General features: G+C 62.4%; 14 protein-coding genes. 12 read left to right on the top strand and 2 right to left on the bottom strand.

Annotation, left to right across the window (positions count from 1 at the left end; all coding sequences use genetic code 11):
• The 6 genes from LB519_RS30790 to LB519_RS30765 all read left to right on the top strand — a co-directional run.
• Nucleotides 1–1,674 (top strand): calcium-binding protein (locus tag LB519_RS30790; protein WP_224621912.1); only part of this gene is annotated, 1,674 nt, incomplete at its 5' end.
• Nucleotides 1,675–1,734: 60 nt separating this feature from the next.
• Nucleotides 1,735–2,106 carry a hypothetical protein gene (locus LB519_RS30785; protein ID WP_024505134.1) on the top strand — a complete coding sequence of 124 codons (372 nt, stop codon included), beginning with the start codon at nt 1,735–1,737 and terminating at the stop codon, nt 2,104–2,106.
• A gap of 32 nt (nt 2,107–2,138) precedes the next feature.
• Nucleotides 2,139–2,897, top strand: a complete 759-nt coding sequence (locus LB519_RS30780; protein ID WP_224621913.1) for a lytic transglycosylase domain-containing protein — start codon at nt 2,139–2,141, stop codon at nt 2,895–2,897.
• Between the two features lie 92 nt (nt 2,898–2,989).
• On the top strand, nt 2,990–4,186 hold the full coding sequence (locus LB519_RS30775; protein ID WP_127365870.1) for an ABC transporter substrate-binding protein: 1,197 nt from the start codon (nt 2,990–2,992) through the stop codon (nt 4,184–4,186).
• 33 nt (nt 4,187–4,219) lie between these two features.
• Nucleotides 4,220–4,924: a thermonuclease family protein gene (locus LB519_RS30770; protein ID WP_027163712.1), complete on the top strand. Its 705-nt coding sequence runs from the start codon at nt 4,220–4,222 to the stop codon at nt 4,922–4,924.
• Nucleotides 4,925–5,009: 85 nt separating this feature from the next.
• Entirely contained in the window at nt 5,010–5,828 is an 819-nt protein-coding gene (locus LB519_RS30765) for a GGDEF domain-containing protein (RefSeq protein WP_224621910.1), read from the top strand.
• Between the two features lie 58 nt (nt 5,829–5,886).
• Here the strand turns inward: LB519_RS30765 and LB519_RS30760 are convergent, their stop codons facing one another.
• On the bottom strand, nt 5,887–7,434 hold the full coding sequence (locus tag LB519_RS30760) for a GMC family oxidoreductase (protein WP_027163710.1): 1,548 nt from the start codon (nt 7,432–7,434) through the stop codon (nt 5,887–5,889).
• 42 nt (nt 7,435–7,476) lie between these two features.
• Entirely contained in the window at nt 7,477–8,154 is a 678-nt protein-coding gene (locus LB519_RS30755) for a FadR/GntR family transcriptional regulator (protein WP_013529856.1), read from the bottom strand.
• 203 nt (nt 8,155–8,357) lie between these two features.
• On the opposite strand from LB519_RS30755, the gene LB519_RS30750 reads away from it, so the two are divergent.
• From LB519_RS30750 to fhmpcd1, 6 genes are all read left to right on the top strand, one after another.
• On the top strand, nt 8,358–9,986 hold the full coding sequence (locus LB519_RS30750) for a GMC family oxidoreductase (RefSeq protein ID WP_027163708.1): 1,629 nt from the start codon (nt 8,358–8,360) through the stop codon (nt 9,984–9,986).
• A 291-nt stretch (nt 9,987–10,277) separates the two neighbouring features.
• The gene (locus LB519_RS30745; RefSeq protein ID WP_224621909.1) at nt 10,278–11,429 is read left to right on the top strand and encodes a cupin domain-containing protein; all 1,152 of its coding nucleotides are present in this window, start codon (nt 10,278–10,280) and stop codon (nt 11,427–11,429) included.
• Between the two features lie 55 nt (nt 11,430–11,484).
• Nucleotides 11,485–12,642, top strand: coding sequence for an LVIVD repeat-containing protein (locus LB519_RS30740; protein ID WP_224621908.1), 1,158 nt, complete (start codon nt 11,485–11,487; stop codon nt 12,640–12,642).
• Between the two features lie 6 nt (nt 12,643–12,648).
• The gene (locus LB519_RS30735) at nt 12,649–13,059 is read left to right on the top strand and encodes a RidA family protein (protein WP_013529860.1); all 411 of its coding nucleotides are present in this window, start codon (nt 12,649–12,651) and stop codon (nt 13,057–13,059) included.
• A 26-nt stretch (nt 13,060–13,085) separates the two neighbouring features.
• A complete protein-coding gene (locus tag LB519_RS30730; RefSeq protein WP_013529861.1) occupies nt 13,086–13,706 on the top strand; it encodes a glutathione S-transferase family protein in 621 nt (206 codons plus the stop codon).
• Nucleotides 13,706–14,635, top strand: a complete 930-nt coding sequence (gene fhmpcd1, locus LB519_RS30725) for a 5-formyl-3-hydroxy-2-methylpyridine 4-carboxylate 5-dehydrogenase (protein WP_318011984.1) — start codon at nt 13,706–13,708, stop codon at nt 14,633–14,635. Before LB519_RS30730 ends, fhmpcd1 begins: the two co-directional genes overlap by 1 nt.
• The last annotated feature ends 90 nt before the right edge of the window (nt 14,636–14,725 follow it).

Here is a 14,725-nt window from a genome sequence, read left to right as displayed (position 1 = left end):
ACCTATGATGGTGCGACGACCAACAATGGCATCACCACCGAGCAGGACAAGGACAGCTTCACCTATACGGTGACCGATGCCCACGGCAACACCACCACCGGCTCCATCCTGGTCGACATCGTCGACGACATTCCGACGCTTGGAGCTTTCACGCCAGGTACGATCCCCAACGAGGTCGGATCCGTCAACGGCTTGTTTGACTTCGTAGCGGGAGCCGACGGGGTCAATCATTTCAACATAGCAGGACCGGCGATCACGGGGATTAGCTACAGCACGACAGTCCAGAGCGACGGAACGACAGTGCTGCTGGCCGAAACCTCCACTGGGACCGATATCTATTCACTCACCTTGCATCCAGATGGCACCTACGCGTTTGCCCTTATCACGCCCGATGCAGCAACAACGGTAACTCAAACACTCACGGGGCTGTCGCCGGGTGGTCCGACACCTTTCCTTGAAACGCCGGATGGCCTGATCGAGTTCACCGGCACTGGCACCGGCGTCAACTCTTCGACACAGGGCTTCGGTGTCGCCGATCAGTTTATTGAGAAAGATGAAAACTTCACCATGGAGTTTCACACCTCCTCAACCGCCGGAAACGATGCTCCGACGCTGAATCCGAAGTTCATAGGCAGCCTCGATTTCGCCGCAACCGGCAACAGCTCTGGTTCTGTTTCGTGGGTAGCAACCAATTCCGTTACCGGCGACACCCGTAGCGGAACGGCGACAGTTACGAACGGACATCTCGTCATCGACCCTTCGATCGACTTCAACCTAATTTCCATAACCGGTGACGCCGGTTCGAAAATCAGGCTGTCTGCCGTCGACATCTCACAAACGATACTGCCATCCGACACCACCTTGCATTTCCAAGTCAGTGCGGTCGACGGAGACGGCGACGTCAGTGCGACCCAATCACTGGACATCCATCAGGTAGCTGCAAGTTCGGGTGGATCCTTCACCCTCCCCGGCTTTGCGGGAACGGTCAACGACGTGATCGCCGGCAGCACGCATATCGATACGATCTCAGGCGGAGCCGGCACCGACATCGCCGACTATACCGGCAGCGCGGCGGTCTCGATAAACCTGACAGATGCCGGTGGCGCCGCCGGTGTTCATGGCACCCCCAGCAATCCGAGTGATGGCAACATCACCGGGGGCGATGCCACGGGAGATACGCTGACTGGCATCGAGGGCTTGATCGGCGGTTCCGGCGATGACTATCTCTACGGAAACTCCGGCGCCAATTACCTGGCCGGCGGATTGGGCAACGACACGCTCAGAGGCGAAGGCGGCGCCGACACTTTGATCGGCGGCGCCGGCAACGACCTGCTGGTCGGTGGTGCCGGGAGTGACACGCTCACCGGCGGGACGGGCGCCGACACGTTCAGACTTGAGAACCTCGACATCAAGGATCTGATCACGGACTTCAATGGCGGCGACGGCGACAAGATCGACCTGACAGCGCTGTTCGACTCGACTCCTGCGAATGTCGGCAACTTCGTCAACTACGACGCAGGGACCGGCGTGCTGAGTGTCGACACGAGCGGATCGGGAGATCCGGCCAATTTTGTCCAAGTGGCGGAACTCACGAACCACCCCGCGGCCAACACGATCACGCTGCTCTACGACGACGGCATAACCCAGCATCAGACAACGGCAAACGTGGTGTAACGGCATAGCGCACAACCACGCGATTATGTTATACGTCGCTAATATTTAGGGGAGCTCAACATGAAACGTTCTGCAAGACTGCTTGTTTCCGCTGCGACGCTGTTGCTGGCAGTCGGGTCGACGGGATATGCCGCCGACATCATCGAAGGCCCGACGGGCGATTATTGCCGGGTCGTCGGCACGTCCAATCTGGTCTTGAACGACAACATCGTCGATCTGAAGCAGGAGGTGGTGAAGCTGATGGACGAGTCGGTCGCCGCCGCCAACAGCTCGGAGTGGATCAACTCGTCCCGGCCCGTCTTCGTCTGGGCATCGGAAGCCAAGGTCGCCTGCGGCATGGCTTACGGCTACCTGAAGACGAACTACAAGGACGAAGACACCCTCAACAAATGCGAGTGTTTTCACGATCGCATGGTCGAGTACATGCACTGACCGGATAGGCGAACCGACGCCTGTTGGCCATCATGACAGCCGACGGATCCTTCCTGAAAGCGGTCGCGGTCGCGATCGTGTTGCTTGGCTTTGTCCAAACGATCACGCCGGCCAGTGCCAACTGGCTGGAACGACCGTTCGTGAAACAACAGTTTTCGCCCGGCCTGAAGCAACCAGTGCGCTGTGATCCGACCACGGAGTGGACCCGGCAGGCATTCAAGGCGTTTGCCAGTTGCCAGGCATCGATCTATGGCCTGGAGCCGATGCTGGCGCATGCGGTGATGGAGATCGAAAGCGGCTTCGATCCCGGCGTGCAAGGCGCCGATGGCGAAGTCGGCCTGATGCAGGTGATGCCGGCGACCGCCAGGATGCTCGGCTTTCGAGGTTCCCTCGACGATCTCAGCGCGCCGGCGGCCAACATCGCGCTGGGGGTCAAATATCTTGCACAGGCCAACAGGCTCGCCGCGGGTGATCTCTGCACCACCGTCATGAAGTATCGCGCCGGGCACAATGAAAGCCGGTTCTCGGCCCTTTCAGTCCGCTACTGCCAGCGTGCGCGGGCAATCCTGGCAAGGGAAGGGATCGAAGTGACCGGGCCTTTGCCGGTGGCGACGTTCGGCTTTTCCGCATTTTCGCCAGGCGGGGAGGGTGGAGCCCCTGCCCAGGCAAAGGGCGTTTGCGTGCGCCGCGTGTTCGTGCCCGGGCCGCGATACATGAAATGCGCCGACTATCGAAGTGCCGGGCAAGCAAGGCAGATCAGGGCGCTCAGAGGCAGGCTGTTCGGCGGCTAAAAGAACTACAGACGGCACTGCAAGTCCGCCGTAACATGCGTTGAAGACCAGACCGGGAACAATATCCGGCGGCACATAGGGGTGGAGCATTCATGGAAGCTGGCCGACAGGTCCACCGTCCGCGGACATGGGCAATCGCCTTGGCGCTCGCCGCGATCGTGTCGGGCTGCCAGTCGAAGGGCGGCGTGTCCGAAGTGCTCGATCCGGCGGCGGTTACCGCGCCTGCCGGGCAGAACGGCGCCGCCGGTGCCGGTCCCGTCCAGGCGACCCAGTCGCTGGGCACCGGGTCGACCAAAGTCACGATGCTGCTGCCGCTGTCCGCCCCTGGAACGGCCGGGGAAAACGGCAGGAAGATGCTCGATGCGACCAAGCTGGCGATGACGGATATCGGCAACGGATTGCTGGCGCTGACGGTAGAAGACACCAAAGGCGACAGCGCACTGGCCGGCAAACTGGCGGTTACGGCCATTACGACGGGGTCTAAAGTCGTCATCGGCCCGACCGAGCTGCCGGCGGCCCAGCATATTGCCACGCTGTCGGGGTCGAAGCGGCCACCGGTCCTGGCGCTCGCCGACAATTTCGCCGGCGGCCCCGGGGTCTATGCCGTGCTCCTTGGCGAAGCGGACAGCGCCGCCGCGGGCGCCGCGGGACTGGCCGCGAAAGGCAGCAAGAAGTTCGTACTGCTTGTCGCGGATGGCCCAAACGCCGGCGCCATGGAGAAGCGGGTCGCAAACAGCCTCAGCATCTACGGCGCGGCGCTCGCGGTCACTCTCCGATATTCTGCCGGCGACGGCGCGAAGACGGTCGACGAAATGGGCTCACTCGTGGACGCCCCAGACGCCGTCATCGTCGCCAGCGGCAATGGCAGTCCGTCGCCTGTCCTTGCCGCCCTCAAATCGAAGGGCATTCCGGGAAAGACGATCTCCGTCGTCGGGACGAACCGTTGGCTGGAGCACCCCATGGATCCGCTCTTCGAGGGGGCGTTTATCGCCACGCTCGATCCAAGCGAAACCGGGCCGATCGCCGACCGCTTCAGGACGACATACAACTATCCGGCTGACGTCAATGTGGCCTACGCCTATGATATGGTTGCCCTGACGGCAGGGATTGCCAGCGCGGTCGGGCCCGATGGTTTCAGCAAAAAAACTCTCGAGAATCCAAACGGCTTTCGCGGGTCGACCGGCCTGTTCCGGTTTCGGGCCGACGGATCCAGCCAACGCTCAATGCCGTTCTATCGGATTGAAAAAGGTGCGCTCAAGCTGGTTGCCAAATCGACGTCGGGTTTCTGACCGGCGCAAATCCCTGGGATCCTGTTCAAGCTGATGGCCAGTCCGGACCGCAGCCGCTTGGCGATCGCGCTCGGAAGCCTCCTGCTTCTGGCCGGGATACTGCTGATCATTCAGGGCGGGGCGTTGCTTTCGGTCGATCGGCCTGTCCGTGCCCGGTCGCGGGATGTTGACGATACGCAGCCTGTCCGGCCGTTTGCCCGGGGTGCCGGCGCACAACGCCTGGAGCCGGCGCGCAGGGTTGCTCAAGACCTGATCGCTCCGCCACGGCTTGATCCCGCTGAGATCGAACGGACCGAGCCCCGTCCGCCGCTCAGCGAGCTCGGTCTCGCCGTGCCCCCGAAATCGCCGATGCCCAGGGATTGGCGGGAGGTCTTGCTCTACCGCCCGGTTGCCACATCATCGGCGATGTTCGAAGCCATGGGCCGCAAGGTGGTCATCAGCGGAGTGCGAGGCATCGATCTCGACAGCTCCTGCTCGTTTCATGACGTCACCTGGCCTTGCGGCGTGCGCGCCCGCGCCATTTTCAATTCCTGGCTGAGGGGACGCGCGCTGCACTGCTTCGTACCGCCGGACGTCGAGCGTTTTGCCGTCGCCGCACCGTGCAGGCTGGGCAAGCAGGATGTTGGCGCCTGGCTTGTCTCCAACGGCTGGGCCACGGCGCTGCCGAGCGGCATCTACGGCAAGGCGGAGGCGACAGCCAGGGACGCGGAGATGGGCATGTTCGGCCCGGCACAATAGGCTGTCATTCAATCCCTGATGTTTTGTTTGTTAACCGCCACGGGCGCAGCCTTGATGGGGTCATCGCGCAATCGATTAAATTGCAATGTTCCTTGAAACTGAAATTGCAACACACCGGCCTTATACAAGCCCATCCACAGGAGATCGGCCAGTGACAAAGACTATGGCGAGCACCACCGACCAGGCATGGAAAGGCGTCGCTTTGCTGACCTTTCTGGGAACCACTGCAATCCTGGGCGTTTCCGTCGGTCTCAATTATCTGCTTCTGTTCTCCGAGGCGCTGACGCCATTTGGGCGCAGCATGGTCACGGCAATCCTGTTGCCTGTTGTTCTTGGTGTTCCGCTTTTTCTGTTCGTTGGATTGAAACAGATCGAGCTTCGTCGCTATCGCCGGGAACTCGACAAGTCGGCAACCTTCGACACCACGACCGGCTGCCTGAACGGAGCGGTCTTCACGTCGATGGTCGAAAAAAGAACCGCAAGGCCGTCGGTGCCGGGGCCGAAATCCGGCGCCTTCCTGGTCATCCATTCGGAGCATCTGCGGTCCATCAACCTGCGCTTTGGTCTTGAATGGGGCGATCAAGCCTTGCGGCTCATAGCCTCAACCATACAATCGTCAGTGCGCGCGGAGGATCTGGTTGGACGTATGGGGACGTCGATGTTCGGGGTTTTCCTCGCCGGCGCGACCGAAGCAGAAGCCAGGGAAATCGGCGAGCGTATCAGGGCGCGCATCGCACAAGTCTATTTCGCGCCAAAAGGCACCGAGGATGCCTTGACGGTCAAGGTCGGCGGCGTGGTGTTCGAGAACCAGGTGGAGTTCGCGGACATGTTCCGGTCCGCAGAGCAGCGCATGGCCGGCGTCCAGGACGGAGCCGCGTTTGAGCTGACGCATCTCCATAGCTGATAGTCGCCGGGAAGCAGAGCCATTCGGAACCCAGGGGAAGTGTCGGACGCGGACGCCCTCACGCTGCCGGCGGGGTAACCCGTGAAGACGCCGCCCAGGTTTCGGCGATGGCGACGATCGCCGCGTTGATCGGTCCGCTCGGGATCGCCGGCATCACCGAGGCGTCGACGACAAAGGCATTGTCGAAGCCGTTCAGCCGCAAGTCAGGATCGACGACGGCCTCGGTGTCAAGACCCATCCGGCAGGTGCCGGCCGGATGATGATGGGTGGAAGCAGCCCTGGCGATGAAAGCATCGAGTTCGGCATCGGACCGAACCGGTGCGCCTGGCAGGATCTCCGTATCGCGCCATTCGTCCAGGGCCTCATGATGGCCGACCATGCGCGCCCGCTTCAACGCCATCCTGAATGTCGCGCGATCGTGTTCGGTTTCGAGATAATGCGGATCGATGACCGGCGCATCGTTGCGGCCCGGCCCGCTCGGTGTGATGCGCCCGCGGCTTGTCGGATGGGTGACGCCGCAAAGGATGGTAAAGGCCGAGCCATAAAGCGGGGCATTCAGGCCCTCGGCCGCCGACGGAGCGACGACGCAGGCGAGCACGATATCGGGACTTCCCATGGAGCGGATCGGGTCGTCGCTGTGCAGATACATCAGCGATTCGGAGTGCTGCAGGCGGGAAGGCGGCACCGGCTTTTTGGTGCTGTAGACATTTCCAAGAGCCAGCAGATGATCCTGCAGGTTGCGGCCCACCTCGCTGCGATCGGCAAGGCAGCGTATGTCAGCCTGCTTCAGCGTATCCGGGCAACCAATGCCCGACCGCATGAGGATGAGCGGCGTGGACACGGCGCCGGCGCAAAGGACAATCCGGTCGGCACAGAGCGTTCTGGTCTGGCCCTCGCAGACCACGCTCACGCCCGTGACCCTGTGGCCGTCCAGCACCAGATGCTCGACCTCGTGGCCGGCGAGCAAGGTCAGGTTCGGCCGCGCCATGACCCGCGGCGGCAGATAGGCGTCGGCGACGCTCAGGCGCTTGCCGTCGCGTATGTTGAGTGAATTGGGGCTGGTGCCGACCAGCTCGCCGCTGTTGTGGTCGCTCAGGGCGGGAGCCCCCATGGATCGCCCGGCGGCGATGTAGGCACGCACGACCGGACTGACCTCGGCGTCCGGCAGATAGACGTCCAGCGGGCCGCTCCTGCCGCGTGTTGGCCCGTCGAAAGCGGTGAAGGCTTCGCTGCGGATGAAGCCCGGCAACAATCCCCGATAGGACCAGCGCTCGCCGCCGGCCTGTGCCCAGGATTCGAAATCATCGGCATGGCCGCGCACATAGGCCATTGCATGCAGGCAGCTCGAGCCGCCGACGATTTTGCCGCGCGGCCATTCATGGACGCGGTTGGCGGTGAAGGGCTGGGGCACGGTCCGGTAGCTCCAGTCGTAGGCGCGGCCCTGGAGCATCGTCCATTTCAGCGGGTCGGCGATGTCGGGATCGGCCGGCATCGTCCCGGCTTCGATGAGGCCGACCTGGTACGACCGGTCTTCACTGAGACGGCTGGCAACAACCGAGCCAGCGGATCCCGCGCCGATGACCAGCACGTCGAAATGACGTTTCAATTTGAAATTCCCCGCACAGGCTCGATGTCAGAGGTGATGCGATCACGCGGCAAAGGCGCCGGCATTCGACCGTTCCATGATCTGTCTCTGCACCGACAGAAGGTGCGCGCGCATTGCGGCCTCTGCCGCTTCGGGGTCGCGCTGCGAGATCGCTTCGGCGATCAGGCGATGCTCGCCGTCGCGGTGGGCGATCCGCTTGGGGCAGGTGGGTGCCGCGGTGCGCGCAACCTTCACTCGCGCATCGACACCGACCTGGCGCAGCATCTTGTAGAATTCCGCGGCGAGATGGTTGCGGGCCGCGGCAACGATCGCGAGATGGAAAGCGAAGTCGACCTCACCCGACGGGGCGTTCTCCGGCGTGGTTGCCGCGTCGAGGATCCGCGCCGTCTCGAAAGAGGAGGCGCGCAGCGACGCCAGTCGGGCAAGGCCCGGCTCCATAATCAGGCGCAATTCCAGGACCTCGATCGGATTGGTTACCCTGACCAGTTCCTCGCCATATCTTGGAAGGGCGGTCGGCGCCCGCCTGGCGCGCGCCGGTTTGAGGTCGCCCGAAAGGCGCAGCACTTCAAGCGCCTTGCGAAGCTGATGGCGCTTGACGCTCAGATGTTCCGCAAGATCGCGCTCGGACGGAAGCTTGCCGCCGCCCTGCTGCAACTGGCGGACCGCGGCGATGATGTCGTCGAGATCAGATGGTCCGACCTGCGGCTCGAATGCGCTCAAAACCAAATCTCCTGTCCGATCGGCAGACCGCCGACTCAACGTCCCGACATCATATTGTGACACGAAAACCTGTTCGACGGCACTCAACCAATTCAACCAATCTACAACTGTACGCAATGGTTGACAACACCAGTTGCGCGATGGTTGACTGCCCATGTCGACGGTTGCCATCGCGGCAGACGTCTTTCTCCCGAGGATCACGCATGCCGGCTGGCGAAACCTTTGACTACGTCATTGTCGGTGCGGGATCGGCCGGCTGCGTGCTGGCGAACCGGCTGAGCGAAGACCCCGCCGTGTCGGTGCTTTTGCTGGAGGCGGGGGATTGGGACCGCGATCCGATGATCCACATCCCGCTCGGCTGGGGCAAGATACTGACGGAGCGCCGCCACGACTGGATGTATTTCTGCGAGCCCGAGGCCAATGTCGGCGGCCGCAAGGTCGAATGCGCGCGCGGCAAGGTCATCGGCGGCTCTTCCTCCACCAACGCCATGGCTTATGTGCGCGGCAATCGCGGCGACTACGATCGCTGGGCGGCAAGCGGCCTGACGGACTGGTCGTTCGACAAGGTGCTGCCCTACTTCAAGAAGCAGGAGCGCTGGGAAGCGGGCGAAAGCCGGTACCGTGGCGGCAGCGGGCCGCTGAACACCCAGTTCTGCCGCTACAAGGACGAACTGATCGATGCCTTCGCCACAGCCAGCCGTGATGCCGGATACCCGCAGACCGATGACTATAACGGCGCCATACAGGAAGGCTTCGGCCGGCTGCAGATGACAATTGCCAACGGCCGCCGCTGCTCGACCGCAACCGCCTATCTGCGGCCCGCCATGCGGCGCGGCAATGTCAAGGTGCTGACCGGCGCGATGGCGACGAAGATCCTGCTCAGGGATGGCCGCGCAGCCGGCATTGCCTACACCAGAGGCGGGGCGAGCCATGAAGTTCTGGCGCGGCGCGAAGTTCTGCTTGCCGGCGGCGTCATCAACACGCCGCAGCTGATGATGCTGTCAGGCATAGGCGACAGCGGCGAGCTGGCGGCGCATGGCATCGAGACGAAGGTCGATCGTGCGCAAGTCGGCAAGAATCTGCAGGACCACGTTTCGGTCATCCTGATGTATCGGCGCAAACAGCCTGGACCGTTTCTCAAGATGATGCGGGCCGATCGTATCGGGCTGGATTTCGTCAGGACTTATCTCACCGGAAAGGGCTTTTCGGGAGATGTGCCTGGCGGCGTCGTGGCATTCCTGAAGAGCGACGCAAGCCGGCCGTTGCCGGACGTACAGCTGCTTTTCACCGCCGCGCCGCTTGGGGCATGGCCTTACATGTCGCCGTTCAAGGCGCCGTTCGCCGACGGCTTTGCGACCCGTATCGTTGCGGTGCAGCCGGAGAGCCGCGGCAGCGTCAAGCTGGCGTCGAGCGATCCGGTCGCCGCGCCCCTGATCCATCAGAATTTCCTGTCCTCGCAGCGCGACTGGCAGTCGCTTCGCGCCGGCTTTCGTGTTGCACGCAACCTTGCCAGCCAGCCGTCCATGACCCCGTTTGTCGGCGCGGAGTTCTTCCCCGGCCCGAAATGCGAGAGCGACGAAGAGATCGACGAGCATATCCGCAAGACCTCGATCACCGTGCATCATCCGGCCGGCACGTGCCGCATGGGCGTCGATGCGGCATCGGTGGTCGATCCGGAATTGCGGGTGCGCGGCATTGCCGGGCTTCGTGTCGTGGACGCCTCGGTCATGCCCGACCTCGTTTGCGGCAACATCAATGCGGCGGTCATCATGATCGCCGAAAAGGCCGCGGATCTGATCGGCAGCCGCGCTCGACAGAGCGTGGCGGCCTGATAAAGGCGGCCGGAATACAACCAAAGTCTTTTGGTTGAGACTGAAAAACTGCGTTGGTTGGACTGTCATGCGCGTCCGCATGGCCGTGGCGAAGCGGTTTCACGCCCTGATTGCGAGCCGTGTTTCGTGCATTTCTAGGCTATTCCTGCCTATTTCTGGGCATTTGCCTCTCAAGAATGCACCTCAACCAAAAACTTATAAAATTCGCAATTTGGGTATTGTCGAGCAAAACCAATGCGAATACGGTTGAGTTGGTTAGAAGTATTTTCTTCGTGACGAGAGGTGTCCGATATGTCCCTGGCGCAACCAGCTAACGATGTGCTCACCAACAAGAAGGCGGCACTCAAGGGCCTCTATGACGCCCTCTACGCAAAGAACATGTTTCCGTTCTGGGCGACGTCGGAAGGCGTCGACCATGACGAGATCAAGCAGTTGATGGCGACGCCGAAAGCCGTTCCCTTCGTGTGGTCCTATTCGGACATCGAGCCCCTGCTCCAGCGCGCCGCCGAACTGGTGACCATGGACGACAGCGAGCGCCGTTCGCTGATCCTCGTCAATCCCGGTCTTGCACCCAAGCGTGCATCGGTCAGCACCATGTACACCGCCTACCGCCTGAACGATCCCGACGAGATCATGCCGCCGCACAAGCACTCGCCGAGCGCCATCCGCTTCGGCCTGACGGGCAAGGGCAACTTCACCGGCGTCGAGGGCGAAGACGTGGTCTTCGGCCCGGGCGACATGGTGCTGACGCCCAACGACGCCTGGCACAATCACGGCACCGTCGGCGGCGAGCAGGCGGTCAACCTGTCGGTGCTCGACCTGCCGCTGGTCGAAACGCTGCATGCCGTCCATTTCGACCACAAATACACCGAGATGGTCGATGGCAAGGAAGTCGAGAAGAAGGTGCAGACCGCCCGCTATCCGAGCGACTACTCACAGCGCATCTATGGCGAAGGTGGCCTGATGCCGCGTTTCGTCGACCACAAGCGTGGCGGCGGCCTGTCGTCGCCGATGTATGTCTATCGCTGGGAGAAGATGGAAGCGGTTCTCGACGCCCACAAGGATTGGGAAGGCGACCCCCATGAAGGCATCGTCATCGACTATGTCGATCCGACGACCGGCGGACCCGTCTTCCACACCATCAATTTCTACGTGCAGATGCTGCGTCCCGGCGAGAAGACCTTGCCGCAGCGTGAGACCGCCAGCCTGCTCTTGGCGCCGTTCCGCGGTAACGGCCATTCGATCATCGACGGCAAGCGCTATGACTGGAACCAGTTCGACACCATCGCCATACCCGGCGGTTCCTGGGTCGAGCATGTCAACGGCTCGTCGAGCGAGCCGGTGATCTTCTTCGGCGCCACCGATGCGCCGACGCAAAAGGCGCTGCTCCTCTACAAGCGCTGGGGCCGCAACCAGGCCGGCGATCTGCTCCGTCTCGTCTAGTTCCGGTCCTCCGGCAGGCAATGTCCGCGCCGCCATTGGCGGCGTGGACATCGAAATGGAATTTCAGCAGCAAGGGCGTATGCATTTGGTTTCGGCGTTCAACACAAAGCAGATCGGCCATGTCGACTGCCCAGGCGGCGGTCAGGTCTGGGTCGACGGCAACATCCTCTATATCGGCCACATGCGGCCGCCGAGCGGCACGACGCTGGTCGACATTTCCGATCCGCGCAATCCGCGCAAAATTACGACGATCGATGTCCCGCCCGGTTGGCACTCGCACAAGGTGCGCGCCAAGGACGGACTGATGATCATCAACCACGAGCGCTTTGGCGACGCCGGCCCGGCTGATTTCGGCGGCGGACTGGCGCTCTACGACACCACCAAGCCGACACAGCCGAAGCTCATCTCGAAATGGATAACCGGCGGCAAGGGCGTCCACCGCTACGACTTCGACGGCCGTTACGCCTACATATCGCCGACCGCCGACGGTTATGTCGGCAACATCGTGATGATCCTCGACCTGATCGATCCCGCGAAGCCGGTCGAGGTCGGACGCTGGTGGATACCGGGCCAGTGGACCGGGGGCGGCGAAGAGTATCCTTGGCACGACTATGTCACGCCGCGCTGTCACCATCCGCTGCGAATGGGCGACAGGCTCTATGTCAGCTACTGGCATCATGGCTTGTTCATCCTCGACATTTCGGACATCACCAAGCCGAAGCTGGTCTCGCACGTCAATTCGAGCCCGAGCTTTCCGCATCCCACGCACACCTGCCTGCCGATTCCACAGCCGCTCAAAGGCCGCAACATCATGGTGGTGGCGGACGAGGATGTCGCCAAGCTTCGGCCATCGCCGCCGGCCTTCACCTGGATTTACGACATCACCGACGAGACCAACCCGTTGCCGATCTCGACCTTCCAGGTGCCAGGCCTCGACACGGACGGTTCACCGCAGCCTCAGATGACCGGCTGCCATCAGCCTTCCGAGCGGTTCAATGGAACCGTCATTCCGTTTGCGTGGTTCGCGCAGGGGCTGCGCCTCGTCGACATCGCCGATCCGTTCGCGCCAAAGGAAGTCGGCCATTTCATGCCCGACGCGCCGGAGGGCGCGGAGCGTTCCTCGTCCAACGACGTGACCATCGACGACCGCGGCATCGTCTACCTGATCGACCGAATCCGCGGCGTCGACATCATCGAAACCAGCGTTCTCTAGGGGGATATGTTGAGCGATAGCACGCGAAAATCCGCCAGCCACTACGCCATCGGCAACAAGAACCCGAACCTGCCGTTTCATCCGGCGGTGCGTGCCGGCGATTTCATCTTCGTCTCGGGCCAGGTGCCGAAAGACGAGAACAACAACATGATCAGCGGCACGATCGAAGAAGAGACGCTGGCGACGCTGAAGACCATCGCGCGCGTCATCGCCCATGAAGGCGCGACGCTGTCGGATGTCGTGCGGATCACCACCTATCTCGAGGATACGCGCGATTTCGGCCGCTACAACAAGGCGTTCCTCGAAGGGATCGGCGACGCCGTTCTGGCGCGCACGACCGTCGAGGCAAAAGCGGTCATCAACACCAAGATCGAAATGGACGCCATCGTCTACAAGCCGCTGCCGGCGAGCAAGTAGGCCCTGGACACTAGCGAGGATAAGACATGTACAAGCTGTTAGGCCGCCAGACATCAGGCAACGTCCAGAAGGTGCTCTTCATGCTCGAAGAGTTGGGAGCGTCCTACAAGCGCGAGGATTATGGCCGCCAGTTCGAGAACACGCAGACGGCGGAATACAAGGCGCTCAACCCGACCTCCAAGGTGCCGACGCTGGTCGACGGCGACACCGTGATCTGGGAGTCCAACACCATCCTGCGCTATCTCGCGGCATTCGGCGGCGAACAGTTGAATGGCGCCACGCCGGCGGAAAAGACCGAGGTCGAGCGCTGGATGGACTTCCTGCTGGCTGCGGTCAATCCGGGCTACCTGGCGGCCTTCAAAGGCGCCAAACTCACGCCCGAGGAACAGACCGCCGAATACAAGGAGCAAGTGAAGGACCTTGTCGCGCAGCTCAAGATCGTCGACGGCCACCTGGCCGGCAAGGACTTCCTGGCGCTCGGCAAGCTGACCCTTGCCGACATTGCCTGCGCGCCGATCCTGAAGCGCTGCGTCGACTTCAAGATCGACCGGCCGTCAATGCCCAATCTGGAGCGCTGGGTGGCCGCGATCGCCGCTCGGCCGGCCTTCAAGGCGGCAACCACTGCTGCTCCCGCAAAGGCCGCATGATGATCAAGCGCGCCGCTCTCATCGGACTGGGAACGATGGGTCCAGGCATCGCCGCGCGGCTTTCGCGCGGCGGGCTCGATGTGACGGCGTATGACGTTTCGCCAGGGGCAATCGAGCGCGCCCGCGGCATGCTCGATCTTGCCGGCGGCGTGCTCGACCGTCTCGACATCGAGGCGCCCGGGACTGGGGCCGGCAAAGTGCGTTTCGTCGAGACGATCGCCGAGGCCGTCGATGGCGCCGAACTGGTGATCGAGAACGTGCCCGAGAATATCGACATCAAGGCGCAGACCTATCGTGACATCGATCCGCTGATCGGCCCGTCCGTCATCGTCGCTTCCGACACGTCGGGCATCCCGATCACCAAGCTGCAGGCTCATATCTCGCATCCCGAGCGGATGGTCGGCATGCACTGGTCGAACCCGCCGCACATCATCCCGATGATCGAGGTGATCGGCGGCGAGAAGACCGCGCCTGAAACCGTGGCTGCTATCCGCGATCTCATCCGCTCGATCGGCCTGCTGCCGGTGGTGGTGAAGAAGGACGTTCCAGGCTTCGTCGAGAACCGCGTGCTCTATGCGCTGCTGCGCGAGGCGGTCGATCTTGTCGAGCGCGGCGTCATCGAGCCGGAAGACCTGGACACCTGCGTGTCGTGGGGCATCGGCTACAAGATCGCCGTCATCGGCCCGATGGCGCTGCTCGATATGGCGGGGCTGGATATCTACAAATCCGTCTCGTCCTTCCTGAATGCCGATCTCTCCAACCGCGACGATGTGGCGCCGATGGTTCTGGAGAAGACGGCTGCGTCGAAATTCGGCATCAAGTCGGGCGAGGGCATGTTTGCCTACACGCCCGAGCAGACAAAGGCGCTGCAAGGTGAACGGGCGCGCAAGCTCGTCGCGGTGCGGCGCATCCTGGAAGGCCGGGAGTAGCCAATGTCACATGGTGCGCACAGGGCCAGCCGGTTTGAGGAGTTCCACCGGTCGGCTGTTTGTGTGAAGGGCGCCTTCGCCATCAAGATG

The organism is Mesorhizobium sp. AD1-1 (assembly GCF_020164655.1).
Taxonomy (GTDB): Bacteria; Pseudomonadota; Alphaproteobacteria; order Rhizobiales; family Rhizobiaceae; genus Mesorhizobium; species Mesorhizobium ciceri.
Note: the sequence above shows the minus strand (reverse complement) of the source record. Positions and strands in the feature narration are given on the sequence as shown.

Bases quoted from the DNA above. Each gene is read 5' to 3' on its own strand.
- LB519_RS30785 (WP_024505134.1), top strand. From the start codon at position 1,735: ATGAAACGTTCTGCAAGACTGCTTGTTTCCGCTGCGACGCTGTTGCTG.
- LB519_RS30780 (WP_224621913.1), top strand. From the start codon at position 2,139: ATGACAGCCGACGGATCCTTCCTGAAAGCGGTCGCGGTCGCGATCGTG.
- LB519_RS30775 (WP_127365870.1), top strand. From the start codon at position 2,990: ATGGAAGCTGGCCGACAGGTCCACCGTCCGCGGACATGGGCAATCGCC.
- LB519_RS30770 (WP_027163712.1), top strand. From the start codon at position 4,220: ATGGCCAGTCCGGACCGCAGCCGCTTGGCGATCGCGCTCGGAAGCCTC.
- LB519_RS30765 (WP_224621910.1), top strand. From the start codon at position 5,010: ATGTTCCTTGAAACTGAAATTGCAACACACCGGCCTTATACAAGCCCA.
- LB519_RS30750 (WP_027163708.1), top strand. From the start codon at position 8,358: ATGCCGGCTGGCGAAACCTTTGACTACGTCATTGTCGGTGCGGGATCG.
- LB519_RS30745 (WP_224621909.1), top strand. From the start codon at position 10,278: ATGTCCCTGGCGCAACCAGCTAACGATGTGCTCACCAACAAGAAGGCG.
- LB519_RS30740 (WP_224621908.1), top strand. From the start codon at position 11,485: ATGGAATTTCAGCAGCAAGGGCGTATGCATTTGGTTTCGGCGTTCAAC.
- LB519_RS30735 (WP_013529860.1), top strand. From the start codon at position 12,649: ATGTTGAGCGATAGCACGCGAAAATCCGCCAGCCACTACGCCATCGGC.
- LB519_RS30730 (WP_013529861.1), top strand. From the start codon at position 13,086: ATGTACAAGCTGTTAGGCCGCCAGACATCAGGCAACGTCCAGAAGGTG.
- fhmpcd1 (WP_318011984.1), top strand. From the start codon at position 13,706: ATGATCAAGCGCGCCGCTCTCATCGGACTGGGAACGATGGGTCCAGGC.